Source organism: Streptomyces sp. NPDC033165, assembly GCF_055577965.1.
Genome location: NZ_JBVIPK010000002.1, coordinates 1 through 25247, shown reverse-complemented (window position 1 = coordinate 25247; position 25247 = coordinate 1). Strand labels below are relative to the sequence as shown.

Genomic DNA, 25247 nt, shown 5'->3' with positions numbered 1-25247 from the left:
CCGCCGGCTAGCCCCGCCGCCGCCTCAGCCCGAGCCACAGGACCGCGATCCCGACGAGGACGGCCGCCCCGAGAACCACGTTGCCGTCCCCGGAGCCGTCCGAGGCGGCGCTCCCGCTGCCACTCCCCCCGTCCCGGTCACCGCCCCGGTCACCGGCCTGATCACCGGCCTCGTCACCGCCCTTGGGCGGCGCACCGTCCCCTCCGCCCTCACGACCGGCGACCTCCACGCGCACCACACCGCCGCGCAGGCCCTCCGACCCGAACATCAGGGCCGACCCGTCCGCCGTGTACGTCACCGACTCCGCCTGCCGCTGGAACGGCGCGGCGACCGCCTCGCCCTCCCCGAGCCGGCCGTCCTCGAAGTCGTACACGCGGGCGCTGAAGTACGACCGCAGCACCAGCGAGCCCCCGTCGGGCGAGAAGGCCCCGTCCGTCACCCACGGCACTTCGTCGACCCGCCGGAACGTGTTCACGGCCCCGGTGGTGAGCTTCGCGGGCCCTTCGTAGAGGCCTCCGCCGTCCCCGTGCTTGGAGGCGATGTAGACGCGGCCGGTCTTCGGGTGGACCATCAGCGCCTCGGCGTTGCGGGGGCCGTCGGCGTACTTCACGTCGTACTGGACGGCGGTGACGGTGGCGTCGCGCAACTCCTTCGGCTCGGGAAAACGGTAGATCCAGACATGACTCCACGAGCCGTCCAGGTTGTCCCCGATGTCACCGACGTAGATGTCGCCGTCGGGCCCGATCGAGATGCCTTCCACATCCCGCGGCTCGCCCACTCCCCGCATGGTGATCGTCGCGACCGTCTTCCCGGTGCGGGAGTCGACGGCGAAGACGTAGGGGCCGTCGTCGCTGTCGTTGTGCGTCCAGTAGACGCCGGGGTGCGCGCGGCTGGCGGCGAGGCCGCTGGACTCGGTGATGCGGGGGTCCTCGATCGTGAAGTCACGATCGGCCCGGCCGTCGTCGGCCACGGCCGGGCCGCCCCCCGCGAGCAGCAGAAGAGCAGCGGCGAGGGCGGCGGCACGGGTGCCCGCCGGGCCGGTCAGATACGAACGCATGGCCTAAGTGTCCATCGTCACGTCGCAGGCCGGAGGCATGATCGGCCATGATGACGCCATGCGTTTCCTCTTCGTCGGCGATTCCATGACCATCGGGCGCGCCGGCGACTTCACCTGGCGCTACCGGATGTGGCAGCACCTGGAGTCGTTTCCCGGCCTCCCGTACGAGATCGTCGGCCCGCGCTCGACGCTGTACGACGCCGAGGCGAACGCCCCGCTCTCCGAGACGTACGCGGACCCGTCCTTCCCGCCGCTCGCCCGCCGCCATCTGTCCGGCTGGGGTGAGGGCTGGCTGCACATGGCCCCGGTGATCGCGGACGCGGCGCGCGAGGCGGAGGCGGACGTCCTGCTGGTCTCGCTGGGGCTGATAGACCTCGGGTTCTACACGGACGCCGAGCAGACGGCGGCCAACGCCCGCGCGTTCATCACGGCTGCCCGCACGGCGAACCCTCGCATGCGCATGGTGCTGCTCCCGGTGATACCGAACGTCCGGGCCGAGACGGACGCCCCCTTCGCCGCCTCCTGCGCCCGCTTCAACGAACTCCTGGCCAAGGCGGTGGCCGACCTGGACGACCCCGCCTCCCCCCTCCTCCTGGCCTCGCGCCCCACGGCGTACGACATCCACACCGACACCTACGACGGCACCCACCCCGGCCCGACCGGCGAACACAAACTGGCCGCCGCCTTCGCCGACGCGATGCACCAGGCGTGGGCGCTGGGCGGCCCGTACACCGAGCGCCAGGCGCTGGAGCACCTGCCGGCCTGACCGGCAGGGCTCAAGCGCTCGCCCTCACCCCACCGACCGCGACCCCAGCATCGACAGCGCCAGCTGGGTCAGTTCCCCCGAGACCTCCCCGGGGCGGGCCCGGCGGCAGCGGCGGGCGTGGTGGGCCATCAGTTCGTGGACCGTGCCGACCATGACCATCACGTCGACCCGGTAGTCCCGGTTCTCCGCCTCCCCCCGCTCCACCGCCCGCTCGGTCTCACCGGTCAGGAACTCCGTCCACAGCGCACGCCAGAGCTTGCAGTGCTCGTCCACCACGGCGCTCACGCCCAGCACCTCGACGAACGTCACGCGGGCCTCGCGCGGGTCCAGGGTGACGGCCTCCACGTACGCGTCGAAGAGCCGGCGGACCCGCTCCGCGATCGAGCAGTCGTCGATGCCCTCGGAGAGCAGGGCGGCCTCCGCGGCCCGCAGGCCGGCTGTCGTGACCCGGTTGTGGAGGGCGATGAGCAGGCCCTCCCGGGAGCCGTACTCCTGGCGCAGCACCTCCACCGGAACCCCGGCCGCCTCGCACACGTCCCGCTCGGCGGTCTCGCGGTAGCCGTTGATCCCGTACAACTCCCTCGCCGCTTCGAGAAGTTGTTCGCGCGCCTGCATGCGGGCGACGTCCCCGGGCCCGGTCCGCTGAACCGTCCAGCTCTCCGCCACCGGTCCTCCTTGAGCGCAAGGTGCGGGAGAGGGGCCTCAGCTCCTCTGCACGAACCGCCGCCCCATTGTGCTCGCCCACCGCCGTACGGGCCGTAGCGCCACACCCGTACGGGCGAATACCCGCACGCGGAAACGCTTCTTCAGAGCCTTCCCCCACCCACCCGGTCCTGCGGCGACGCACCACGGGACCCGCGTTGAACGCGTTCAAACAGGTCTGGCACGATCAGCACAGCGGCCGCCCCACCGGGCGAACCGCACCCGCCGCCGTGCGCAAGGGGGACCTGAACGGTGGAGAACAAGCGGCTCTACGGGCTGAACCTGCTGCTCTCGATGATGGTCCTGCTCCTGGAGGCGGCGCTCGCCCTCGTCGTGTCCATCGTGTACGACGAGACACAGGCGGCACCGACCCCCGAAGGCACCGGCGGCTCGGCCCTGTTCGTCCTGTTCCTGCCCGTGCTCGCCGTGATCGGAGCCACCTTCACGGCCGCGGCCTCCCTGGCCCTCGTCCTCCCCACGGCCTGGCTGAGCGACGCGCTGGGGCGCCGGTTCGCCGGGCGTGAGGCGTGGTGGTGCGTTCCGCCGGTGGCGGGGGCCGTCGCCCTCGCGCCCGTCGGTACGGCCGTCGCCCTGGCCGGCGGCGGGAAGCCCGGCGCGATCGCCCTGGGGTGGTCGCTGACCACGGTGATCATCACCGTTCCGGCCCTGCTCTGCCGGTCGCGCCGGAAGCGGATCTTCGGCCCGGTCCTACTCTGGGGCGTACTCACCGTGGTCGTCACGGCCGTGCTCGGCGCAGCCGCCCTGTCGACGGGGCTCCTGAAGGAGTACCGCCCACCTGCGGTCACCTCGGCGGACCTCGTCGGAAGCTGGTCGGACGGCAACGGCGGGACGCTGACCCTCAGGCCGGACGGCCGGGTCACCGGCTCCGGTCTCCACGCCGACCTCGGCTACGGCTCCACCGGCCTCGGCAAGAGCGCCCCGAGCGGCGATCACCTCCCCCACGGCGGGGGCAACAGCTGTACGGAGCCGGGGACGTGGAGCTTCGAGTCCGGGCCGGACACCACGGCCCAAAGGGTGGAGATATCGGTCGGGACGTGCGGGTTCGCCCCCTGGAGCGTCGGCGGCACAGAGGACCGGCCCACCCTCTACCGATACGTCGGCGACCCCGACTCCCCCGACCTGCACGAGCTGACGAAAGCACCCGGCACATGACGCCGCGAGCAGAACCCACCGTCACATTCGCGCCACGGGTCCTTCTCGGCTGAGTCACCATCAGGGGCACGGAACGTACAGATCGCAAATCGGAATACCCCAGTCTTTGCGCTTCTCATACCTTTTGCCCGCCCCTCCTGGGGCCCACAAGGCCCTGACTCGTCACACAGGGGCGTCACAGGCGCAACTTAGGCTCCGCTTATGCGTATCTCGAACAACCTCATTGGGAAGAACCTCATCGGACTCGCCGCCGTCGGCATCCTGGTCACCGGCTGCGGCCCCTCGTCGGACGACGACTCCGGCAAGTCCAGCGCTTCGGCCGGCTCGTCCGGGTCCGCCGAGCAGACACCCGAGAAGGAGGACAAGGCTCCCGAGCCGGGCGCGGACCTGGCGGTCCCGGTCACCGGTCCGCAGCCGGACGTCCTCGCCTCCAGCTCCGACCCGAAGCTCAAGGTCCTCCCGAAGCCCGACAACGGCGCCTCGTTCACCGAGAAGGTCGAGCACAAGCTCCAGGAGAACCTGCTCAGCCGGGTCAAGGTCCCCGGCAAGACGAGCGCGAACTGCCCCGACGGCGTCACCCAGGAAGCCGGCGCGGTCAGCGTCTGCAACGTCACCTACGAGGGCGCGGTCATCCCGTACGAGATCAAGATCAGCGACAAGTACAAGCCGGGCAGCCTCATGACGTTCTACAACAGCACCCCGAAGAAGGGCCTGCTGGTCGCCAAGGCCGCCTACAACCGGCTCTGGGAGTCCTACAAGGGCCGGTCCGACGCCGAGAAGCTCTCCTGCGAGGAGCTGCCCGTGGCCAAGGCCGTCGACGAGGAGACCGAGACCGGTCTGCACTGCCAGTACTGGGGCAAGTACGCGGGCGACGACCGCGACGGCGGCTTCGTCAAGCTCGGCATCAAGGTCAACCGGCACAACGTGAACTTCTTCGAGGTTCGTTGAGCCACCGGCTCCTCAGCAGCCACCTCAGCGGCCGCAGTGGCTCCAGCCACCTCAGCGGCGGCAGCAGCTTCAGCGTCTGACGATGGGCCCCAGCAGCTACACGGCGGGGGCCCATCGGCCGCACCGCGCGGAGAGAACGGCGGCCGCGGCCTCCCGTGAGCGGCGATCAGGGCGTCGCGCCCGCACCTGCCGTGGCACGCGACGCGACGCGCCGACCAGGGCTTCAGGGACTCACCCGCGCGATCCCGCGCCGGTCCGCCATCCGCGCGATGACCAGGCAGTACAGCGGGGCGAAGGCGAGCTCGACGACCATGGCCTGCCAGGGGGCGTCGGCCGCGGTACTGGTGTCGTCGAGCGCGCCGAAGCCCGCCGCGAGCCCGAACGCGAGCACGTTGTTGGCGACGTGCATGACGATCACCGCTTCGAGGCCGCCGGTACGGATGACCAACCAGCCCCACCACAGCGCCGAGTAGAACAGCAGGACGAACCCGGAGAGTTCACCGAACCCGTGGGCCAGAGCGAACAGGAGCGACGCGAGTACGACGGCGGGCCAGGGCGACCGGACGGCCCGCCCGATCACCTGGACCAGCCAGCCCCGGAAGACGTACTCCTCGGCGGCGGCCTGGAACGGGACGAGTGCCAGCACGACGGCAAGGCTCACGGCGAGGGCGGACCAGCCGGGGAAGCCCCCGCCCACGTCCCCGACCGGCTCGTCGTCCCAGGTCCACGCGATCATCAGCCCCAACTGGAGGATCATCAGCGGGACGCCCACGACAGCACAGCGCCCGAGCCACCCCCAGCGCAGCCGCCCAACGACGGAGGACACCGTCCCGGCAGGACGCTTACCCATGTGGCGAGCGCCGAACAGGACCACGGGTATGCCGATCGCCAGGCTGACGAGCGACATGGCGAGCTCGGCGACCGGATCGGTGAAGACCACTTCACTGTCCGCCGAGGCGGGCGCCAGATCGAACACCGCCGCGACGATGGAAGCGACACCGAAGACGGTCAACAGCCCACCGATGAGCATCCCCAGGACAACGACCAGCTCCCCCACCCACGCGAGCCTGCCGCCGCCCCGCCCGTTGCGCCCCTGCTCGTCGTAGCGGGACCCGGAGGGCGCCCGGGTAGGCCCGGACGGGATGCGGGCCCACTCGGGGGGCCGGTCCCATCCCTGCCAGGCGGGGGCGGGGGCCGATGGCTCGGTCCCAGGGGCCGCCCAGGCCGTAGGGACTGGCCCGGGCGTGGGGACTGGCCCGGCCGTACGAGTCGGCTCGCCCGCCCCCGCAGTGTGTTGCTCGTCCACGTGTTTCCCCCTTGCGTGCTTCCCGTGCCCGCTCCGGTCAAGAACAGGCAATACAGATCATTGCCGATCCTGCGGGCGCCCAGCACTCGGGTCAAAGCGATTCGGGGCAGAGTGAACCAGCTCACGGCCACGGCGACAGTGGGCGGCCAGGAGTCGGTCAAGAGCCCGTAGGGGAGGGAACCCGCCATGCCGCAGCCTCCCTCCACTCCGGCCGCTACCTCACGGCACCCCGCCTCCGTCGACGCCCGTACCGACGGCGGCGACGCGCTCACGCCACGACGGAGGCTCGGGTGCGGCCTCGGCGTGGGCGCGCACCTCGGCCCAGTAGGCGCGCTGCTCCGCCCGATGGCAGGGCCCGCAGGTGGTGGCCCACGGGACAGCGGGCCGGAACATGTGCTCCTCGCCGGGCCCCGCGCAGGCGATCAGAGCGGGAGGCGGCGGCGGTGCGGGCTCCGACCGAGGTACGTCGGCCGGAGGCGCGGGCAGCTTCTCCGCCAACCGGTGCGCCAGGAACCCCACCGCCGACCTCACCCCTTCGGGCGGCAGCGCACCGCTCAGCGCCTGCCGCAACTCCCCGGCGCTGACGCCCCGCCGCAGCCACTCGGCGGCGAGCCCGGAGAGCTTGCGGGCCTCGCGTACACCGAGATGCAGTTCCCGCTTGTCGTGGCGCAGCGACAGCAATACGCGCTCGGCCAAGACCACTTCGGACTCAAGGGGCTCCACTACGGACACCTCGGGCGCCTCGGGCACCTTGGGCGCCTCAGGCACGGCTTCCGCTGTGGGCACCTCAGGCACCCCGACCGCTTCGGTGGGTGGGTGGGGATCGTTATTCCCCAGTTCTTCGTCTGCGGGTAATAGACCACCGACCGTCCGACCCCTCGGCCGACCGACCGTCGGCCAATGCGCACTCGGAGCGGGGGCGTTAGCTGGGGCGGCCGTGGGGGCGTTAGCGAGGGTGGTCGTGGGGGCGTTGGCGAGGTCGGTCGCGGGGGCGGTGTCGAGCGGCTCGTACCCGTACCCCTCGGCCGGGACACCGGCCCGCAGCCGCGCCGCCTGATCATCCGTCAACGGACGGTTGGAGAACACCTGCACGGTCCGCCAACGCCCCCCCGGCGACGCTCTCCCGCTTCTCGTGGACGAACCCGTACGTCACCAGATCGGCCTTCGCCTTCTGGTACGCGCGCCCGGTCAACCGAAGCTCCCGGGCGTGCTCGCTCAGAGCCTTGTCCCGATCGCTTTCGGGCAGCCCTTGCACGTAGATGACCAGGAGCTTCGCGTCACTACCCATGCGCGGGTTGCGGACGAGGTCGTTGGGGGCCTTCGTATAGCCCCGGTCGGGCGGGATAACATGCGAAATCATCGCGGGTGGACTCCTGATCCACTAGTGGTGAAGGTCCCCGGACCGGTGCTGTAACACCACCGGGGGCCGCCCCACACACGTAACATGTACGTACGCGCACAGAGCGTGATGACACGATCACGGTACCGCAGCCGGGAGCCAGGCCACGCCGGATCACTCCTTCACGGCGCACCCCGCCCGCAGCCACGCCATCTCGTGCAGCAACCCGCCCTCCACGAGCGGCTCCTGGGCCGTAGGCCGCGAACGCCAGTCCAACGGCCAAGTGGCCCCGTCCAGCGCGGGCACCCCGCCGAACGCGCCCCAGCGCGAACTCCTGCTCATCGCCTCCACCCCGGGAGGCCACCGGAACGCGGCGGCGGTACCGGGCGCCAGCAGGAAGTACATGCTGCGCTCGCCGATGCCGGAGCGGACGATGGGCCCGGCGTGGAAGTCGGTGAACTGCATGACCTCGTACGCGATTTCCTTATCGAAGGGCAGGGAGGCAGCTTCTTTGTCACCGAACACCCGGAGCTGGGTAACCTGTTCGGAAAGTATGGCGTCACGCGTGCCCAGGCATACACTCCGGAGAGGACGCTGGAGACAATCGAGAAGATGGCAGAGGAACTATGAGCACCGGTCTCCACTGGTTCAAGTCCAGCTACAGCGGCAGCGAGGGCGGCAACTGCATCGAGGTCGCGCTCGCTTGGTCCAAGTCCACCTACAGCGGCCCCCGGGGCGGCGACTGCGTCGAGGTGGCCGCCTGCCCCCACACCGTCCACATCCGCGACTCCAAGGACCTCACCGTCCCCGCGCTCGCCGTCTCCCCCGAGTCCTGGACCTCGTTCGTGGAGTTCGCCGCCTCCTGAGCAAGGCGGGGGAGCTCTCCAGGCGTCAGGACGAGGGGGTGGCGCCCGGTACCGGGGTTTCTGCGGACCAGAAGTCGGAGTGGACGTTGGGGGTGGGGATTTCGCCTTCGTACGTGCGGCCGTTCGCCACTTTCGTGGGCGCTGCCACCTTCGACTCGTCCACGCAGGGGCTCGTAACCTGGAAAAACGCCTGCCCTTTGTAGCCGAAACTGACCCTGAGGCCGAAGCCGTCCGCGGACCTGGCGATGATCGTAGGCATCTCCTTGCTCGGATTCACCATCTTGATCCGGTAGTCGCTCGCCTTCCAGAAACGCTCGACCACGCCGAGGAAGTTGCCCCGGCGCTGTTCGGAGATGACTGTCATCACGGTCCAGTAGCGCGTTACGTCGCAGCTGCCGGTCGTCGTCGCGCGGTGAACCCATTCGACCTCCGGCTTGATCTCCCCGACCGTCGCGTAGAACATCCCGTCGGCACGCCCCGCCGCTCCCTGCATGTCCATGCCCGCCAATGCACCTTTTCCGTTCTTGACACCGCCCAACAGCCCACACCCGGCGACCATCACGCCGGCCACAATCACCGCACAGGCCACGCGAACGGTTCGCTTGATGCGCCTCATCGATGCTTCTCCCTCACGATGTCCTCAGGACGTCCGCCGACGATCTTGGCGATGTTGGCCGCCGACACATCATCCAGCTCGGGATCGAAGTACTGGGAGTGGGCGTCAAACAGTCCGACATCGCGGACCATCCTGGGCCCGTCGTCGACCTGGAAGCGCTGTGCCCCAAAGGCCTCGCTCGCCGGGTCCTTGCCGAAGTACAGATCGTCGTTGCCGACATCGAAGAGATCACGTCCCACCCTGACCCCCACCGGGCCTCCCAGCGCCCAGCCGAGCGCCGACTCGCCCTTCGTGGGCAGGTGGGTGACCGGGTCGTTGTCGGCGGCGCCGACGAACACATGCTCCTTGCCCACGCCGAGTTCCGTCGCCTTCTGCGCGTCCACGCCGGGGCTGCCGAGCAGGATCACATCGTCGACGCCCGGGATACCGCCGGACTCCTGGGCGGCCGTGCCCACGGTGAGCGAGCCGTAGGAATGCCCGATCGCCGTCACATGCGGGTCCTCGTTCGCGTTCGTCGCCGAGATGCCCGCCATGAACTCGTTGTACGCCGGGGCGCCCCGTTGCGCATCGCCCTTCGACATCACGTCCACACTCTGCGGGGCGTCGTAGCCCAGCCAGATGATCGAGGCGACGGACGGGTCCACTTCCTCGGCACCGAGGGCCGTGTCCTCAGCCCGCTTCATCGTGTCCGTGACGAAGTCGTCGTTGAGCTTGGTGCCGAGACCGGGGACGTACGCCGCGACGTGCTTGGAGGTGTCGGGGTTGCCGTACGAGACGATCGCGCGTCCGTTGCCCTCGTCCCCGATGCCCAGAAGGAACATGGGCGGGTGGCTCGACTCGCTCAGCTTCCCCTGGATCACGCGGAGGGCGTCGAGCTTGGTCTTGGCGTCGTCGCCGTCCCGTCGCGCCACCTCGTCGATGAGGACCGGCAAGTAGTTCCGGTTCGCCTCGTCGCGGGCCACCGCCGGGATGCCATCCAGATCGCCGATCAGGTCCGGTGCGACCTTCAGGTACTCCTGCCGTTGTTCGTCGGTCAGCCCGTCCCACCACTTCTTGCGCTCGGCAGGGTCCTTGTCCTGCGGGATGCCTTCGGCGAGGTGCATACCCGCGGTGGAGCGGACGTCGGCGGTGTCCCGGAAGACGTCCTTCAGTGTGGCCGCGGTGACATCGAGGCCCTTCTCCGCCTTCAGGCCATTGAGGGTCTTCGCGTACCGGGCGTCGATCTCCTGCGCGGTCCGTACGGCTCGGGCGATACGGTCGGCCACGTCCTGCGCCTTCGCCGCGTTCGGGTTCCTTGGCTTGAAGCCCGAGTACCCGGGGTAGAGCGGCTGCTGCCCCGGCGAGCCGAGGCCTGGCGGTTCCAGCGGGAGGCGGGAGCTGCCCTGGGACTTGCCGCCCGGCGCCTCCTGCTTCGCCCCGGCCGCATCTTCGACCTCGGCGGCCGGGTAGCTGACGGAACCGTCCTCGTGGACGGTGAAGTTCAGGGAGGCGGCGTCCTCAAGTGCCTGCTTCAACTGGCGCTGAGGATCGGCGAGATCACCGGCAAGCCCGTTGAGCGCTGTACGGACCAGCCCGCACTCGGTCTGCACGTACTGGAAGTTGCGGCTGAGCCGCCGGAGCCTGCCGAGGGCCGCCCCCACCGTATCGCTCTCCTGGGTCTCGCGGAGCTTCGCGGACATCGCGCGGTCGACCCGTACCCGGTCGGAGGCCGAACGGCCGGAGACCTCGTGCCACTTGTCGCCCGCCTGCGTGAGCTCGGAGGTCTTGAGGTCGCGCAGCTGCTGCCAGGTGAGGGTTCCGGTCATCGCTTCTCGTCCGCCTTGCCGGAGACGTGGACACCCTTGAAGGACGTCTTGATCGCGATCTCCGTCTCCCCCATCTCCTTGGCGACCGTCAGCAGGTTCCCTTTGAGGTACTCGCACTCGTCCCGCACCGCCTCAAGGCGTTCTTCCCAGGACGTCAGCACGCGCTTGAGGGCCGCGACCGAGCTGAGACCGGCGGCTCCCGCCTCGACGCCCTCGTGGCCGCGCCCGAGTGCCGACCGGCTCGTCTCCGTCCTGGTGCGCAGATCGTCGGCGGTGCCGGAAGCACTGGTCCAAGGACCCTTGCTGTGCTTGAGGTTTCCGGTGCCGCCCGCGCCGGCCCCGGGGTCGGAGAACGCCGAGGCGAGCCTCATCGCGGGCCCATCGCCGGTCGGTCCGAACAGTTCCTGCCAGCGCTCCGAATAGGACACGGCGATCACCCGTCTGTCTGCATTTCCGATACTGCGCTTCGAGAGGCTAGCTCAGATTGCACATGTGTACGCGATCGAGAACAGATTCCGGACAAGAGAACGGCTGAACAACCGTGCCTAGGTGACTCGTCTCCGGCACGTGAGAATTCAGTTGATGCCAGCTGACCGTGAGGACCATGCAGGACTCAGCGGCCCATTCGTTCTCCTGGAAACAGCCGAGCGGCGGCAGTTGACCTATATCGAAGGCCAAGGGGGAGCCTTTTCATTACCGAACAGCCGGACGTCGGGAACTTGTTCGGGAGGTACGGCGTCACGCGGGCCCAGGCATACACTCCGGAGAGGACCCTGGAAACGATCGAGAAGATGGCAGAGGAACTATGAGCACCGATCTCCACTGGTCCAAGTCCACCTACAGCGGCAGCGAGGGCGGCGACTGCGTCGAGGTGGCCGCCTGCCCCCACACCGTCCACATCCGCGACTCCAAGGACCTCACCGTCCCCGCGCTCGCCGTCTCCCCCGCCTCCTGGACGAACTTCGTGGAGTTCGCCGCCTCCTGAAACCCCGGTCGCTCAGCCGAAACCGGCGCCCAGGAGGAACGGGGCGAGGCTCAGCCCCACCGACACCGGCCAGTACGGGTACGGGCAGGGACGCGGGTACGGCGGCACGACAATGACCAGCCACAACAGCATCCCGTCGTCCTCGTTCGGGCCCCGTTGGGTCCATCCCAGCTCCGCCAGTGGCCCGTTGGAAAGGAAGTACCAGGTCAGGAAGGTCGGCACCGCCCCGAAACGGAGCTCCTCGGCGGGCCGGGCTCCGTACTGGGGATCGGCTGCGGCACCGGCCGCGCCCTCGCCCACCTCGCTCAGCAGGGCATCGCGGCCCGGGGCGTCGACCTGTCGCCCCGTGACAGGCCTCGGCAGTGGGTACTGCCCCCGTCAGCCCGGAGATTGACGCCTGGTCACCCGCAGGACTTAGCCGGTCGGACCTTCGAGGGGATCCGCGTCATCCCCCAGCCCGCCAGGCTGAAGACATGACGACGACAAGGCACTCCTCCCCTACGGACTTCGGTGTGCACTCCGAAGGGACGGGCCTCGTGCAGCACAGCGTGCCGGCCTGGGCGGAGCGCGTCGCGCACGCCATCCCGCTGGTTGTGCTGCCGGTCGGCATCTGGCGGCTGCCGATCGGCTTCGGATACGGCATGGGCGGGGAGCCCATGTCCCCCGCCTGGTTCAACGCGCCCTACGTCATCGGGCTGACGGTCCTCACCGAGATCCTCGCGCTGCTCAGCTTCGGGTTGGTACGCCGCTGGGGCGAGGTCGTTCCGCGCTGGGTGCCGAGGCTGGGCGGCCGACGCGTCCCGCCCGCCGCCGCGATCTTCCCCGCAGCCTTGGGTGGTCTCCTCATCACCGCGCTCGGCGTCCACTGGCTGTACGAGGCCGCCACCGTCGGCAGGGCTGCCTGGCCGTACGACGAGGGCTGGGACGTCCTCGCGATGACGATGAGCGGGCTGATGAACCTGTGGGGCCCGTTGCTTCTGGCTCTCACCTACGCGTACTACCGACGCCGCCGGGCCTGATCCCAACGGTCATTCATGCGTGCGTACCGGGGAAGGCGGCCCCGGCCCGGCAGGCAACACGGTCGGACAGGCCTCCGGCACCCGGACCTGCCCGCGAGTGCCCGGCGGCCCCGGGGACTGCCCCCGGGGACCTGGCCGAGACCAGGCCCCCGGGCAGCGGTCAGCGCTCAGCGCTCAGCGCTTGAGCGTGAAGGTGAAGGCGTCGGAGACCTTGCCGGTCAGCCGGACCGCCGAAACGAGCTTCCCCTCCGTGATCAGGCGCTCGGCCTCGGCCCGCGAAAGACCGCAACCGTCAGCGATCAGTCGCACCGGCCGGACAGGAATCCGCGCCGCGAAGCGGACCGAGACATCGATCACTTCGCGGTCCAGGTGGTCCGAACCGCCGGTGTCCAGACGCCAGGCGCCCGCCCAGTCGAGGGCGATGCGGTTACGGCGCCGCAGAGCCGGGTCCTGAAGCAACTCCGCAGTCAGTCCCGGGTCATTGGCGTGCAGCCGGTCCAGCAGTTCGGGCCGTACGGAGCGTACGTTCACCCGCTCCAGGACCGTGAGCTTCGCCGTGTCCCCGCAGGCGGTGCAGAGCACGAGGAGCCAGGCATCGATGGCCTTGTGGTTGGCGTTGACACGAAACTTTCCGCTCGCCCGGAAGCGCTGGGACGCGCACGCGTGGCAACGACGGAGAACGAGAGGCAGGCAGGTGGGCGCGACCACCCAGTTTTCGAGCACAGGTGTACACCGGTTCCAGTGAGAAATCCGCAGCAAAAAGGGGCGCGGCGCACAGGCGCGACGCGCGACGATTCAGCGCTCAGGAGGTCTCACAGGGTGTACAACGGCATGTCCTTGCCCAGACGACGGGGTTCGGCGGCACAGTAACGGCGCACAGCGGGGCCGCTCCACCGGTTTTCGGCTTCACCGCGTTCCCGGCTCACCGGTTTTCGGCTTCACCGCGTTTTCGGCTTCACCGCATTTTCGGCTTCACCGCGCTCTCCTCAGGCCCTCACGGCGGGCGCGATCTGTCGCGACAGTTCGCCGCCGTTCGCGAGGAGTTGACCGGGCAGCCCCTCGGCCTGTCTGACAGATGGCCGCGACCGTGGATCGCATGCCTCGGATGGTGCGCCCGCGGCGCCCCGCCCCACCTCGCCGAGCGGGAGCGGGAGCGGGAGCGGAAGCCGCACGGTGAGGGTCAGTGCCGCAGGCCGAGGACGATCATGCGCATCGTGTCCTGCCCGGCGTGCGTGATGAACACGCCCGCGCCCCTGGCCATGGCGGTCGGCGTCGTGGCCATCTCCGGTAGCGGCTTGGCGGCGCCGGTGGCTGCGGAGACGGAGACCGGGATCCGCGGGGCGTCTTCCCCTGCGATGCCGTAGGCCGTGCCGTCGTCGCCGACGGAGGAGAGGATGATCTCCTTGGCGTCCTCACCCTTGTCGGCGCACGCGCCCTTGCCCGTCCGCAGGTCGAAGAGGTTGCCGCCCTTGACCAGATAGCGCCCGTTGGGGGAGACCGCCGGCGGAACGTCTTCCCGGTGCGTCACCTTGGGAATGTCGGCGGCGTACGAAGTGCTTGCGGTTTCGCACGGGGCAGTGGCCCGGACCTTGCCGGTCGTCATGTCGTGTACGGCGGAGATCTTCTCACTCACCGTGACGGCGGAGCTCTCCTTCCTCCCCTTGCCCCACCCGGCGATCAGAAGGTCGCCGACGGCACCGACGATATGGCCGTTGGGAACCTGCTCCACGGGCCGCAAGGCCGAGTCGAATTCGACGACCGCCTCGGCGCCCGGCGGAATCGCCTTCGCGCTTTCCCAGCCGCCGTCGACGCCGAATCCGCCTTCTCCGGTGCCTTCGTGCTTGTTGTTGGTCACCAGCCCGTCCCGGCCGGGGAACACCATGCTGTAGTCGCCGTCCACTGACTGCCCGCCGATCCGGACCTTGGCGTCGCCGTTGTCGGTGACCTTCCCGTCGGGTGAGATCAGGAGGTTGTCGAAGTAGGACCTGACGAGCAGACCCCCCGCACCGGGAAACACGCTGACCTGGTTGTCGAACTCGCCATCCGGCGCTTGGACGTCCCCGGAGCCGGCGGGCGCGAGGTCCTTACCGGATGCGTCGGCCGGGTAGAAGGCCACGGAAATGGCCTGCTTGAAGTCGTGGAGCTCGTCCTTTCGCTTCTCGCCGTGCGCCCACACGGCGAAGAACTCGCGTTCGCCGCCCGTGATCAGGGCGATACGGGGGACTGCCAGTGCCGAGGTGTAGTCCCCGCCCTGCTTCTCGGTGAGCTTCGGGGCCTGCCAGGGCTTGCCGGTCGACAGCAGCTTGCCGGACGCGGCCTCGCGGACGCTCAGTACGTAGCCCTGTTTCGTCTTGTCCAGATAGGCGACCGTGCCGCTCTTCGCCGAGACCGCGTAGGGGAAGGGTTGCCCCTGAGGCAGCCAGTCGGCCTTGACCTCCCACCCCTTGCCGCTGTCGAAGGCGTCAGGCACCGTGATCTTGCTGGTGAGGGCGACGCCGGCCGTGCTGTCGGTTCCCCCGCCAGCGGCTCCGCCTCCTCGTGCACCATCGGCGCCGTCGCTGCCGGACGAGCACGCCGACAGTGCGCCGATCAGTGCGCCTGTCACCAGCATGGCCGCCTTGCCGATCCTCATCCTCAGCCCTTTCAGTTCACAGGGCGATGAGGCAGCTCGGCCGTCTCCCCCCGGTGGACGGTGCCTATGCAAATGATCACGCAGAAATCAGACGGTACAGCATCGTCAACAGCTTGCACACGACGCTCTGCCCCGTCATCTCAGCGTGAGGCAGGGGAAGTTGTCGTCCCGAGTGGCCGCACGACCCTCCTGGGGTCAGCTGCAACGGAACTGACCCAGATGGACCTGGACCTCTTCGAGCAAGCGGCCCCACGCGCCGCCGCCTCCCCGCGGGCGAACCGCTCGTAGCCCGTCTGCCATGGCCCACAGCGTTCCGGCAGGTCAGGCCACGGAGCCCCGGTCCGCAACCGCCACAGAACCCCGTCGATCACGTGCCGGAGATCACCGCCGCCGCCCACCACCATCAACACCAGGCAACAACGGGGCTATCCGCTCCCCCTGGAACAACACACCTCGGGCCTCAGGACGACAGGACGGCAGGACGGCAGGACGGGAGGACGGCAGGACGGGAGGACGGCAGGGCGTGAGAACGGCAGGCCGGTCAGGCCAGTCAGGCGGGTCAGGCCGGCGCCTGGCCCGTCTCGAAGCGGCTGATGCGGTCGCCGGTGACCGTGAAGACCCAGCGCGTCCGCATCGTGCCCCAGGTGTCGTTCGTGTAGTCGACGACGAGGGTGCGGCCGTCGTCGGAGGCGTCCACGATCTTCATACGGCCATTCGCCTTCGGCGAGAAGATCTCCTTCTCCGTCCAGGCCGCCAGGTCCCGTTCGCTCCCGTCGTCGGACATCGTGGCGTCCTCGGTGAGCACCCCCGAGAAGAAGGCCTCCTTGTCGCCCGCGTTCACGGCGGCGACGAACTTCTCCACCACCGGGTCGCTGATCGATGTGGTCATGATGTTCCTCCTTCACTGCGCGTCCGGGATCGCGCGTCCCGGAGATCCCTACCGAGTCTCTGTCGGCACCCCCGTCACCGCACGTCGGGCGACAGCGGCCGGACCTCGCGTACGTCTCGCGCCGTGAGGTCGCTCAGCGGCCGGCCGCCGCCAAGGCGCTGATCAGACGGCCCAGCTCCCCCGGCCCCTCAAGGTGCGCCATGTGGCCCTGGCCGGGCAGTACGTGGACCCCGGCTCGGGGGACACGCCGCGCGACGTCGTCGAACGTCGTTCCGTAGGGGGCCCTTCCCTGATTGCTCCCGCCGACGATCAGGTCGACCCGGTCCGCCCTCCGGGCCGGCTCCTCCGGGAGCGGCGGCCCGTACAGCGCGGCGAGCTCCGCGTACGCCGGCCTGGCCAGGCGGCACAGGGTGTCCCACGTCTCGCGGTCGGCGCGCAGGCTCTCGACGACCGCCACGTCGACGCCCGCGATCCTGCGGTGCACGATCCCGACCACCGCGTCCCAGTCCTCCGCCGCCTCCGCCGCCTTCAGTTCCGGGAGTACGTCGAGGCCGAACGGGCGTATCACCGGCTCGTAGGCGATGACCTGGCGCACCGGCCGTTCGTCGGCGGCCAGCAGGGCGATCAGACCGCCGTAGCTCCAGCCGAAGAGCGCCTCCGAGCCGCTGAACTCGTCGAGCACCACGCCCAGGTCCGCCACCTCCGTCCGTAGCGAGTACGCATCCGTCAGCGGGCCCGAGGGAGCCCGGCCCCGGCGGTTGATCACCGCCACCGAGTCCCAGGCGTCGATCGCCGTCGCTACGTCACGCCACGCCCGCGCGTCGGCCATCGCTCCCGGGACGACGACGAGACCGGACGCGTCCGGGTCCCCGTACACGTCGACCGTGACCCAGCTCGCTCCGTCACCTCCCCCCTCTCCGCCGCCTCCACCTACCGACAACCTCTTCTGGATCGTTCGCTCCATAATTCAATTATGGAGCGTCCGCTCTATAGTGCAAGGGTGCCCCAGCCAACCCGCGGACGCCCGCGCTCCTTCGACCGGGACCAGGCCCTCCTCGAAGCCGCCCGCCTCTTCTGGCGGCGCGGTTACTCAGGGACGTCCACCCGCGACCTCACCACCGCCCTCGGCCTCTCCACCTCCAGCCTCTACGGCACCTTCGGGTCCAAGGCCGAGCTGTTCGAGGAAGCAGTACGCACCTACGCCGAGCGTTACCGCGATATCTACCAGCACGCCGTTGCCGAAACGGACTTCGGGACCGTCGTCGAGCGCATCCTCGTCGACTCCGTACACGAGTTCACCCGGCCCGCCGACGAACACCCCGGCTGCCTGCTCAGCAGCGCCGCCATGGCCGACAGCACCAGCACCCTCGACACCAGCGCCTACTTCGCCGAACTCCAGAAAGCCAACGAGCAGGCCCTCCTCGTACGTATCGAACATGCGCTAAAGGGAGGCGAGTTGGGCGACGACACCGACGCGGGCACGCTAGCCGGGCTCATCCAGTCCGTCTGGCACGGGCTGTCGGCGCGCGCCAACCTCGGCGCCGGGCGCGAGGACCTGCTCGCCACGGCCCGGCTGGCCCACGAGCTGATCTGCGGGCGCCTCACATAACGAGCGTGGTCATGAACGTAACCACGGACGTGGTCAGGAACGTAGTTACGGACGCGGATACGTGCACAGTCACGCCCATGGTCACTCAGTCGCCCAGCCCTCTGAACCCTCCCCGGTCCGGCTCAGGAACACGTCCCTCCCCGGGCACGTCGTGTGCGCGGGCCACAGCGCGTGGACCGGTACGTGCACCGGCGGGTCCAGGTCGATGACGTGGGCCGCGCCGCCCGCCGTCGGGCCCGGGGGCGACGTGACGAAGGCGAGGCGGCCCGTCGCGGTGACCGCCGTGATGGGCGGGGTGCCCTGGACCGGGTTGCGGCGGGTGTCCGGTTCGACGCCCGCCTGTCGGCACAGGCCGATCAGGAGATCCGTGTACGCGGACGAGCCCGGCTCGCCCCACACCGTGAGCGGTTCCCCGCCCAGATCGGCCAGGGCCACCGCGGTCCGGGCGGCGAGCGGGTGACCGGCGGGGACGGCGACCCGGAGGCGGTGCTCGGCGATCCGGGCCCGGGTCAGGCCGCTGTCCGCCGGCATGGAACGGGTCAGGCCCAGGTCGCACGCGCCCGTCAGGAGCTGCTCGCGCAGTTCGTCGGGGAAGAGCTGGCGAACGTGGGCCCGTACGCCCTGCTCCTCCGTACCGGCCCGGGTCAGCAGCTCCACCACCTCCTCGGCGGTGACCGCCGGGGTGTGACCGATGCGCAGGTGCCCCGCCTCGCCGCGCCCGATGCGGCGGGCGCGGTCCAGGGCGGCGAGCGCCTGGGCGCTGAGGGCACGGGCGTCGTCGATGAGAGCCTGCCCGGACGGGGTCGGGGTGACGTGCTGATGACCCCGGTCCAGGAGCTGTACCCCGACGTGACGTTCCAGAGTGCGGATGGACGTGCTCAGCGCCTGCTGGCTGAGGTGCAGCCGTTCGGCCGCCCGGGTGAACCCGCCCTCCTCGGCGACGGCGACGAGATGCTCCAGCTTCCGCAGATCCAGACTCACACGGTCCTCCCCAGGCCCTCGGTCTCCCCGCGGTACGGTCAGCGCACCGTGTAGCCGCCGTTGGCGAAGATCGTCTGCCCGGTGATCCAGCCGCCCTCGGTGACCAGGAACTTCACCAGCGGCGCGATGTCCTCGATCTCCGTCAGCCGCCCGCCCATCGCCTGGGACTTGTGGAACTCCACGCGCTCCGGCGTCTCCTGCGGGTAGAAGAACGGCGTGTCCATCGGCCCCGGGGCCACATTGTTCACCGCGATACCGCGCGGCGCGAACTCCTTGGCCGCCGCCCGGGTGAAGTGCTCCAGCGGGGCCTTCGCGCCGGCGTACGTGGCGTACCCGTCCGTGAACGCGGCGAGCAGCGACGTCACCAGGCTGACGATCCGGCCGCCGTCGTTGAGGCGCGCACCCGCCTCCTGGAGGAAGAAGTACGCCGCCTTGGAGTTGATCGCGAACATCCGGTCGTACTCCTCCTCGGATGTCTCGCCGATCGGCTTGCGGAGCACCATGCCGGTGGTGTTCACGGCGACGTCCACCCCGCCGAAGGCGTCCAGCGCCTGGTCGAAGAGGCTGCGCACCCCCTCGACGCGGGTCAGGTCCTCCTGTACGACGACGGCCTGGGCGCCCGTGCCCCGTACGGCCTCCGCGGTCTTCTCGGCATCGGCGGCGGTGTTCTCGCTGTGGTAGTGGACGACCACGTTCGCACCGGCCTCGCCGAGCGTACGGCTGATCAGACCACCGAGGTTCTTCGCGCCTCCGGCGACCACGGCGGTCCTGCCGTTCAGCAACTGCTGCTCACTCATGATGGGGCCCTTCTCTCCGCTTCTCCGGCCGCATTCCGATATGCGGCGTTCGTCACACTTTCCGCTGTCCACGCTAGGAGCGCACGTCCGCCCAGGGGAAACACAAAGATCCGGTCGCCCCACCAGAAAGATGAGTCGTCGCAGCTCACAAGGGGTTCACAGGGGGGTACGGAGGGCTCGGCCCGGTGTCCGGAAAGGCCATTGACGTACGCGTACGGGTCACGAAGGATCACCCTGTGACGATCAACGGACAGCCGTCGGCGGCCCCGGAAACGGCCCGCCCCATCGCCCTGATCACCGGTGTCGGACGCAGCATCGGAATCGGCGCGGGCATCGCCCGGCAGCTCGCCGCCACCGGCTGGGACGTCGCCTTCACCTACTGGACGCCCTACGACCGGCGCATGGCCTGGGGCGCCGAGGACGGGGCCGCCGCGTCCATCGCGAAGGAGCTGGAGGAGTCCGGGGCCCGGACGGCGACGATCGAGGCGGACCTGTCCGACCCCGACGCCCCGGCCCGGATCTTCGACGAGGCGGAGCAGCAGCTAGGCGGGCCGGTGACCGCGCTCGTCCTGTCGCACGCGGAGTCGGTGGACTCGGGACTGCTGGACACCACGGTCGAGGCGTTCGACCGGCACTTCGCCGTGAACAGCCGGGCCAGTTGGCTGCTCGTACGGGAGTACGGCCTGCGCTTCCGCGGCGCGCCCGAAGCGGTGGCGGGCCGGATCGTCGCGCTCACGAGCGACCACACGGTGGGCAACCTGCCCTACGGCGCGAGCAAGGGCGCCCTGGACCGCATCACACTGGCCGCCGCGCACGAGCTGGCCCACCTCGGGGTGACGGCGAACGTCGTCAACCCCGGCCCCGTGGACACCGGTTGGATGAACGACGAGCTGCGGGAGTCCCTGATCCGGGGCACCCCGCTCGGCCGCATCGGCACCCCGCGCGACACCGCACACCTGGTGTCCTTCCTCTGCTCGCCCGAAGGCCAGTGGGTCAACGGCCAGTTGCTGAAGAGCAACGGCGGAGCGGCTTCCTGAAAGGGCCCGACCGGACGCCACCCGGGCCGCCCGGGCCGCCCGGGACACCGACCGCGATACTTCCCGGGGACATCTGCCGGGACACTTCTCGGGGGACCTCCAGGGGGCCCGCTGGGGGACCTGCCGCGAGGCCTGCCGCGAGACCCGTCCGCCATGAGACCCGCAATGAGACCCGTCAGATGACCGGTTCAATGAGACCGGTCATGAGACCGGCCGGAACGTGACGGAACGTCTAATCTGGCCTGGGCCACGGAGTTCACAGGGGGTCGGGGGCGTATGCACAGCGAAGACAGGGCGAACACACCCCAGGGTGGCCCGGGGAGCACGCCCGAGGGCGGACCCGCGGGCGACGCGCCCCTCCTCGTGATCGACGGACGCTACGAGCTGCTGGAGCCGATCGGCAGCGGCGGCATGGGCGAGGTCTGGAAGGCCCACGACCGGCGGCTGCGCCGGTTCGTCGCCGTGAAGGGCCTGCTCGACCGCAACGCCATGACGGCGGGCACGCAGACGGCGGCGATGCAGCGGGCCCGGCGCGAGGCGGAGGCGATCGCCAAGATCGAGCACCAGAACGTGGTGACGGTCCACGACCAGGTCGAGACCGACAACCAGGTCTGGATCGTGATGAAACTCCTCGAAGCACGGTCCCTGGCCGACATGTTGCGCGGCGAGTGGGTCCTCGCCGTGCCGAGGGCGGCGGACATCGGCCTCCAGATCCTCCAGGGCCTGCGGGCGGTGCACGGCGCCTCCGTCGTCCACCGCGACGTGAAGCCCGGCAACGTCCTCGTACGGGACGACGGGCTCGCGATCCTCGTCGACTTCGGCATCGCCACGTTCGAGGGCGCGGACCGGGTGACCCGCTCCGGCAGCGTGATCGGCACACCCCCGTACCTGGCCCCCGAGCTGTTCGCCCCCGCATCGCCCGGGCCGACGCCCGCGTCGGACCTCTGGGCGCTGGGGATCACGCTGTACGAAATGGCCGAGGGCCGTGTCCCGTTCGGGGGGCGCGAGGTGTGGGAGGTCCAGGAGAACATCCGCCAGTCGCCGGAGCCCCCTCTCCGGTACGCCGGACCGCTCGGCCCGGTCATCCAGGGCCTCCTCATCACGGACCCGCGCGAGCGCCTGGACGCGGCGACGGCGGAGGCGATGCTCCGGGAGGTCCTCGACGACCCGGCCGCACCGCGCCCCGCCACCTCGCCGGGCGGCGCCAACACACACCCGCCGACGGCCGTGTCCACACCCAGCCCGTCAACCCCCGCGCAGGGCACGTCCGTTCCCGCCTCCGCCGCCCGCACCACTCCTTCCGTCCCTGTCCCTCCCGTCCCTCCCCCTCCCGTCACTCCCTCGGCGAGCGGACGGCGCGGCCGGTACGGCGGGTGGAAGGTGGCGGCGGCGGTCGTGTCCGTCGCACTGCTGGCGGGCGCGGGCTGGCTCGTCGCGCAGGGTGACGGCGGGGACGAAGCCGGTTCGGCCCAGGGCCAGAGCCAGGGCGCGGGCTCGGGCTCGGGCTCGGGCAAGGGCGGCGGCACCGAGGAGCGGTGGAAGGACACCCACCCCACGCTGGAGATCGGCGTCAAGGACGACCAGCCGGGCCTGAGCATGTTCGACGAGAAGACCCGTACGTACAAGGGTTACGACATCGACCTGGCCTACGCCATCGCCGAGAGCATGGGCTACGACCGGGGCGAGGTCGCCTTCACCACGGTCGCCACGGACTACCGCAGCACCGCCCTCAAGACCAAACAGGTGGACCTGGTCATCGCCTCGTACAGCATCACGGACGACCGCAAGACCGCCTCACCGGGCGAGTACAGCGTCGACTTCGCGGGCCCGTACTACGAGGCGAGCCGGGGCTTCCTGGTCCGTGAGAAGTCGAGCAGGTACACGATCAACGACTCCAGCGATCTGCGGGACCTCGGCGTCGAGGTGTGCACGGCACGGGCGTCGACGTACGAGAAGGCGCTGCCCGAGCAGGGTTTCACCATGGCCAAGTCGCAGCCCAACACGTACCAGGACTGCCTGGACAGGCTGCTGGACCCGATGTCCGACGTGTACGCGGTGGCCTCGGACGACATCATTCTCGCCGGGTACCTCAAGGCCAACCCGGGCAAGGTGCGGCGGCTGGAGAACATCCAGGGCGCGGAGGGCTACGGCGTGGCGATGCGGCCGGGAACGCCGACCCTGAAGGGCGAGGTGTGCGCGGCGCTCCGCACCATCCTGGGCAGCAAGACCTGGGAGGACATGTACACGGAGAACCTGTCGGGCCTGGTGGGCGACAAGAACCCGCCGGGACGCCCGGACCTGACGGAGTGCGAGGGGTACTGAGGCGCTGCCAGGGGTCGGCTCACCGCTCCGGAAACGGCTCCCCGCACCGGCTGCAGAAGAAGGGCGCGGGGTCCTCGGACAACCGCCCGCACCCCGGGCAGACCCGGTCCGACATGCAGGGGCCCTCGCCGCCTGCGTCCCCCTCGCCGCCCTCGTACGCCCCGCTGCCGGGCGCCTTGATCGCGAGGCCGGGGCGGCGGCGGTGGACGGTGACGTAGGCGAGCCCGTCCGGCCCGGCGGCGAGGGAGCGGCGGGAGCCACGGGGCAACCAGAGGAGGCTACTCGCCCCCAGCTCCAGGTCCTGGCCGTCCCCGGACCGCAGGCTCCCGCCACCAGCCACCACGAGGAGAAGGACATCGAGCACGTCCTCCTGATGCTCGCCGACCTCGGCTCCGGCCGGGAGCCGCACGAGATTGGCATCCAACTCCCGACCGCTCTCGGCGAGATGCCACAGCGCACCCCGCGCATCGGGCCCGGCGGAGGCCAGGAGTTCACCGATGACGGCGAGGACCCGGGGAGCAGCGTTCACGCCACCCAGGATACGTCGCACGGCAGGCACCATAGACTGTCCGGCTCACTGAGGGAGGCACGGAGCATGGGCCGGGAACCGGACGAGCTGTATCCGCCGATCGAACCGTACGAGAGCGGCATGCTGGACGTCGGCGACGGCAACCACGTGTACTGGGAGACCTGCGGCAACTCGGACGGCAAGCCGGCCCTCGTCGTCCACGGCGGCCCCGGCTCGGGCTGCACCCCCCGCGCCCGCCAGTACTTCGACCCGGACCGCTACCGGGTGGTCCTCTTCGACCAGCGGGGCTGCGGCCGCTCGACACCGCATGCGAGTGACCCGGCGACGGACATGGCGTACAACACGACAGCCCACCTGATCGCCGATATGGAGCGCCTTCGGGAACACCTGAGCATCGACAACTGGCTGCTGTACGGGGGCTCCTGGGGCTCCACCCTGATCCTGGCGTACGCGCAGGCACACCCGGAGCGGGTCACGGAGATGGTCATCCCGTCGGTGACGACGACCCGCCGCAGCGAGATCGACTGGCTCTACCGGGGCGTCGGCCAGATCTTCCCCGAGGCCTGGGACGCCTTCCGCGCGGGCGTCCCGGAGGCGACGGGCCCCACGGACCTGGTCGCGGCGTACGCCCGCCGCATGGAGAGCGACGACGCGGCCGTACGGGAACGGGCGGCAGCCGACTGGTGCGCCTGGGAGGACGCGGTCATCTCGATGGAGGCGATCGCGGGCCCGCCCCCGTACAGCAGCCGCCCGAACCGCGCCCAGCAGGCGCTCGTCCGGATCTGCGCCCACTATTTCGCCCACGGAGCCTGGCTGGAGGAAGGCCGACTGCTCGACCAGGCGCACCACCTGACCGGCATCCCCGCCACCCTGATCCACGGCCGCTTCGACCTCGCCAGCCCCCTGAGCACCGCCTGGGAACTCAACCGCGCCTGGCCGGACGCCGAACTGACGATCATCGACAACGCAGGCCACCTGGGCGGCACGGAGACCCGCGAACCATCACAGAATGTGCCGGTCAGAGAACTTCTGGAAGCGCTGTAGCCACCCAAAAGATCCCAATCGCAATCATGACGAATCCGCCCAGGCGAAACGTGTTCACGGTCGCCGTCCCCGGGTTCACTCGACTGGATGCACGATTGAACATTCGACCCGCAAGGTTCCAAAAGTTCCCGACCATGGAGACACCGACTGAAAAAATCAGTACCCCGACAACTATAGCGAACACGTAAACCCCTTCCTCTTAACGCGGCCCCCCATTAACCAAATTCACCACTCTGCATGCAAATCATTCCGCCACCGAATTCCACTCCTGCACCAATCCCCGCCCTCAGCCCAACCGAACACGTCCACCCCCTCGGGAATTCTTTATGCCGATGACCGTCTTGCCATTTCCTCCAATCCCGATACCTCTATAGATCCCGCCATCCAGGTCACTACCGAATCCGGAAAACTGGCTTATATCATCCGCATTGCTCCTGATTATCGACGCACCTTAGCTTATTTTTAACGACCTTGCTGCATAACGGAGTTGAGTACCTGCTGCTCGGCAGGGGCTGGTGCGACAGCGGTGCGGCCTTGGTGTGATCATGTGCGTTGTCGAGACGCTGTTGATCATGCCAAGGCCGCGAGGGTGAGTCTGCTGCACGACGCTGTTCGCGTCGAGTCCCTGACCGTGTTGTCCCGGTTCCGGACCGACTTTTACGACTGCCTGACCGCCCGCGCCGACGCGCTGTTCGAGCTGACGGACGCGATGCTGTGCACCGACGGGCCATGAGCCTTTTCCAACTTGGTTTGCGCGTAAGGCTGTTGGGCTGACAACGTGGTGAAGCCCCTGGTAGATGGGTTTTCGACCAAGAGAACCGTCTC

Annotated in this window: 26 protein-coding genes and 4 pseudogenes; 13 read left to right on the top strand and 17 right to left on the bottom strand. The window is 69.7% G+C overall.

The window, feature by feature from the left end; genetic code table 11:
* Positions 1 to 7: 7 nt before the first annotated feature.
* The gene (locus ACZ5WC_RS04375; protein WP_468539439.1) at positions 8 to 1057 is read right to left on the bottom strand and encodes an SdiA-regulated/phytase-like domain-containing protein; all 1050 of its coding nucleotides are present in this window, start codon (positions 1055 to 1057) and stop codon (positions 8 to 10) included.
* Between the two features lie 37 nt (positions 1058 to 1094).
* Here ACZ5WC_RS04375 and ACZ5WC_RS04370 point away from each other — a divergent pair, with 37 nt between their 5' ends.
* Positions 1095 to 1823 carry a GDSL-type esterase/lipase family protein gene (locus ACZ5WC_RS04370; protein WP_468539438.1) on the top strand — a complete coding sequence of 243 codons (729 nt, stop codon included), beginning with the start codon at positions 1095 to 1097 and terminating at the stop codon, positions 1821 to 1823.
* A gap of 24 nt (positions 1824 to 1847) precedes the next feature.
* On the opposite strand, the gene ACZ5WC_RS04365 is transcribed toward ACZ5WC_RS04370, so the two are convergent.
* Positions 1848 to 2489 carry a TetR/AcrR family transcriptional regulator gene (locus ACZ5WC_RS04365; RefSeq protein WP_468539437.1) on the bottom strand — a complete coding sequence of 214 codons (642 nt, stop codon included), beginning with the start codon at positions 2487 to 2489 and terminating at the stop codon, positions 1848 to 1850.
* Positions 2490 to 2777: 288 nt separating this feature from the next.
* Between ACZ5WC_RS04365 and ACZ5WC_RS04360 the strand changes: the two genes are divergently transcribed.
* Positions 2778 to 3698 carry a hypothetical protein gene (locus ACZ5WC_RS04360; RefSeq protein ID WP_468539436.1) on the top strand — a complete coding sequence of 307 codons (921 nt, stop codon included), beginning with the start codon at positions 2778 to 2780 and terminating at the stop codon, positions 3696 to 3698.
* A gap of 201 nt (positions 3699 to 3899) precedes the next feature.
* The gene (locus tag ACZ5WC_RS04355) at positions 3900 to 4646 is read left to right on the top strand and encodes a hypothetical protein (RefSeq protein WP_468539435.1); all 747 of its coding nucleotides are present in this window, start codon (positions 3900 to 3902) and stop codon (positions 4644 to 4646) included.
* A 223-nt stretch (positions 4647 to 4869) separates the two neighbouring features.
* Here ACZ5WC_RS04355 and ACZ5WC_RS04350 read toward each other — a convergent pair whose 3' ends face one another.
* The 3 genes and pseudogenes from ACZ5WC_RS04350 to ACZ5WC_RS04340 form a co-directional block, all read right to left on the bottom strand.
* A complete protein-coding gene (locus ACZ5WC_RS04350; RefSeq protein WP_468539939.1) occupies positions 4870 to 5790 on the bottom strand; it encodes a lysostaphin resistance A-like protein in 921 nt (306 codons plus the stop codon).
* Positions 5791 to 6171: 381 nt separating this feature from the next.
* Positions 6172 to 7312, bottom strand: a pseudogene (locus tag ACZ5WC_RS04345) (hypothetical protein).
* A gap of 153 nt (positions 7313 to 7465) precedes the next feature.
* Positions 7466 to 7756, bottom strand: coding sequence for a hypothetical protein (locus tag ACZ5WC_RS04340; RefSeq protein ID WP_468539938.1), 291 nt, complete (start codon positions 7754 to 7756; stop codon positions 7466 to 7468).
* A 161-nt stretch (positions 7757 to 7917) separates the two neighbouring features.
* Here ACZ5WC_RS04340 and ACZ5WC_RS04335 point away from each other — a divergent pair, with 161 nt between their 5' ends.
* Positions 7918 to 8157, top strand: a complete 240-nt coding sequence (locus ACZ5WC_RS04335) for a DUF397 domain-containing protein (RefSeq protein WP_468539434.1) — start codon at positions 7918 to 7920, stop codon at positions 8155 to 8157.
* 25 nt (positions 8158 to 8182) lie between these two features.
* Here ACZ5WC_RS04335 and ACZ5WC_RS04330 read toward each other — a convergent pair whose 3' ends face one another.
* The 3 genes from ACZ5WC_RS04330 to ACZ5WC_RS04320 are packed head-to-tail and all read right to left on the bottom strand — an operon-like array spanning position 8183 to position 11006.
* Complete coding sequence (locus ACZ5WC_RS04330) at positions 8183 to 8773, bottom strand: hypothetical protein (protein ID WP_468539433.1); 591 nt, start codon at positions 8771 to 8773, stop codon at positions 8183 to 8185.
* A complete protein-coding gene (locus ACZ5WC_RS04325; protein WP_468539432.1) occupies positions 8770 to 10578 on the bottom strand; it encodes an alpha/beta hydrolase in 1809 nt (602 codons plus the stop codon). Before ACZ5WC_RS04325 ends, ACZ5WC_RS04330 begins: the two co-directional genes overlap by 4 nt.
* On the bottom strand, positions 10575 to 11006 hold the full coding sequence (locus ACZ5WC_RS04320) for a hypothetical protein (RefSeq protein ID WP_468539431.1): 432 nt from the start codon (positions 11004 to 11006) through the stop codon (positions 10575 to 10577). The genes ACZ5WC_RS04325 and ACZ5WC_RS04320 overlap by 4 nt, the downstream gene beginning before the upstream one ends.
* 154 nt (positions 11007 to 11160) lie before the next feature.
* On the opposite strand from ACZ5WC_RS04320, the pseudogene ACZ5WC_RS04315 reads away from it, so the two are divergent.
* Together ACZ5WC_RS04315 and ACZ5WC_RS04310 are read left to right on the top strand one after the other, a co-directional pair.
* Positions 11161 to 11220 (top strand): annotated as a pseudogene (locus ACZ5WC_RS04315) (hypothetical protein); the annotation flags it as partial.
* A 163-nt stretch (positions 11221 to 11383) separates the two neighbouring features.
* Positions 11384 to 11563, top strand: a complete 180-nt coding sequence (locus tag ACZ5WC_RS04310) for a DUF397 domain-containing protein (RefSeq protein ID WP_468539430.1) — start codon at positions 11384 to 11386, stop codon at positions 11561 to 11563.
* A 12-nt stretch (positions 11564 to 11575) separates the two neighbouring features.
* Here the strand turns inward: ACZ5WC_RS04310 and ACZ5WC_RS04305 are convergent, their stop codons facing one another.
* Positions 11576 to 11785: a hypothetical protein gene (locus tag ACZ5WC_RS04305; RefSeq protein ID WP_468539429.1), complete on the bottom strand. Its 210-nt coding sequence runs from the start codon at positions 11783 to 11785 to the stop codon at positions 11576 to 11578.
* Here ACZ5WC_RS04305 and ACZ5WC_RS04300 point away from each other — a divergent pair.
* Positions 11720 to 11908, top strand: a pseudogene (locus tag ACZ5WC_RS04300) (hypothetical protein); the annotation flags it as partial. The gene ACZ5WC_RS04305 and the pseudogene ACZ5WC_RS04300 overlap by 66 nt on opposite strands.
* A 128-nt stretch (positions 11909 to 12036) precedes the next feature.
* The gene (locus tag ACZ5WC_RS04295; RefSeq protein ID WP_468539428.1) at positions 12037 to 12582 is read left to right on the top strand and encodes a hypothetical protein; all 546 of its coding nucleotides are present in this window, start codon (positions 12037 to 12039) and stop codon (positions 12580 to 12582) included.
* 174 nt (positions 12583 to 12756) lie between these two features.
* On the opposite strand, the gene ACZ5WC_RS04290 is transcribed toward ACZ5WC_RS04295, so the two are convergent.
* From ACZ5WC_RS04290 to ACZ5WC_RS04270, 5 genes and pseudogenes are all read right to left on the bottom strand, one after another.
* Positions 12757 to 13305 carry a DUF1062 domain-containing protein gene (locus ACZ5WC_RS04290; RefSeq protein WP_468539427.1) on the bottom strand — a complete coding sequence of 183 codons (549 nt, stop codon included), beginning with the start codon at positions 13303 to 13305 and terminating at the stop codon, positions 12757 to 12759.
* Positions 13306 to 13762: 457 nt separating this feature from the next.
* Complete coding sequence (locus ACZ5WC_RS04285; protein ID WP_468539426.1) at positions 13763 to 15214, bottom strand: hypothetical protein; 1452 nt, start codon at positions 15212 to 15214, stop codon at positions 13763 to 13765.
* A gap of 222 nt (positions 15215 to 15436) precedes the next feature.
* Positions 15437 to 15664: pseudogene (locus ACZ5WC_RS04280) on the bottom strand (transposase); the annotation flags it as partial.
* A gap of 109 nt (positions 15665 to 15773) precedes the next feature.
* Complete coding sequence (locus tag ACZ5WC_RS04275; protein WP_468539425.1) at positions 15774 to 16103, bottom strand: nuclear transport factor 2-like protein; 330 nt, start codon at positions 16101 to 16103, stop codon at positions 15774 to 15776.
* A 133-nt stretch (positions 16104 to 16236) separates the two neighbouring features.
* The gene (locus tag ACZ5WC_RS04270) at positions 16237 to 17067 is read right to left on the bottom strand and encodes an alpha/beta fold hydrolase (protein ID WP_468539424.1); all 831 of its coding nucleotides are present in this window, start codon (positions 17065 to 17067) and stop codon (positions 16237 to 16239) included.
* Positions 17068 to 17103: 36 nt separating this feature from the next.
* Here ACZ5WC_RS04270 and ACZ5WC_RS04265 point away from each other — a divergent pair, with 36 nt between their 5' ends.
* A complete protein-coding gene (locus ACZ5WC_RS04265; RefSeq protein WP_468539423.1) occupies positions 17104 to 17712 on the top strand; it encodes a TetR/AcrR family transcriptional regulator in 609 nt (202 codons plus the stop codon).
* Between the two features lie 81 nt (positions 17713 to 17793).
* Here the strand turns inward: ACZ5WC_RS04265 and ACZ5WC_RS04260 are convergent, their stop codons facing one another.
* Positions 17794 to 18693 carry a LysR family transcriptional regulator gene (locus ACZ5WC_RS04260; protein WP_468539422.1) on the bottom strand — a complete coding sequence of 300 codons (900 nt, stop codon included), beginning with the start codon at positions 18691 to 18693 and terminating at the stop codon, positions 17794 to 17796.
* A 38-nt stretch (positions 18694 to 18731) separates the two neighbouring features.
* The gene (locus ACZ5WC_RS04255; protein WP_468539421.1) at positions 18732 to 19490 is read right to left on the bottom strand and encodes an SDR family oxidoreductase; all 759 of its coding nucleotides are present in this window, start codon (positions 19488 to 19490) and stop codon (positions 18732 to 18734) included.
* A gap of 236 nt (positions 19491 to 19726) precedes the next feature.
* Here ACZ5WC_RS04255 and ACZ5WC_RS04250 point away from each other — a divergent pair, with 236 nt between their 5' ends.
* Together ACZ5WC_RS04250 and ACZ5WC_RS04245 are read left to right on the top strand one after the other, a co-directional pair.
* The gene (locus ACZ5WC_RS04250) at positions 19727 to 20527 is read left to right on the top strand and encodes an SDR family oxidoreductase (protein ID WP_468539420.1); all 801 of its coding nucleotides are present in this window, start codon (positions 19727 to 19729) and stop codon (positions 20525 to 20527) included.
* 276 nt (positions 20528 to 20803) lie between these two features.
* Positions 20804 to 22849, top strand: a complete 2046-nt coding sequence (locus tag ACZ5WC_RS04245; RefSeq protein WP_468539419.1) for a serine/threonine-protein kinase — start codon at positions 20804 to 20806, stop codon at positions 22847 to 22849.
* Between the two features lie 19 nt (positions 22850 to 22868).
* On the opposite strand, the gene ACZ5WC_RS04240 is transcribed toward ACZ5WC_RS04245, so the two are convergent.
* Positions 22869 to 23378 carry a hypothetical protein gene (locus ACZ5WC_RS04240; RefSeq protein ID WP_468539418.1) on the bottom strand — a complete coding sequence of 170 codons (510 nt, stop codon included), beginning with the start codon at positions 23376 to 23378 and terminating at the stop codon, positions 22869 to 22871.
* A 66-nt stretch (positions 23379 to 23444) separates the two neighbouring features.
* On the opposite strand from ACZ5WC_RS04240, the gene pip reads away from it, so the two are divergent.
* The gene (gene pip / locus ACZ5WC_RS04235) at positions 23445 to 24422 is read left to right on the top strand and encodes a prolyl aminopeptidase (RefSeq protein WP_468539417.1); all 978 of its coding nucleotides are present in this window, start codon (positions 23445 to 23447) and stop codon (positions 24420 to 24422) included.
* A 589-nt stretch (positions 24423 to 25011) separates the two neighbouring features.
* Positions 25012 to 25155: a hypothetical protein gene (locus tag ACZ5WC_RS04230; protein WP_468539416.1), complete on the top strand. Its 144-nt coding sequence runs from the start codon at positions 25012 to 25014 to the stop codon at positions 25153 to 25155.
* The last annotated feature ends 92 nt before the right edge of the window (positions 25156 to 25247 follow it).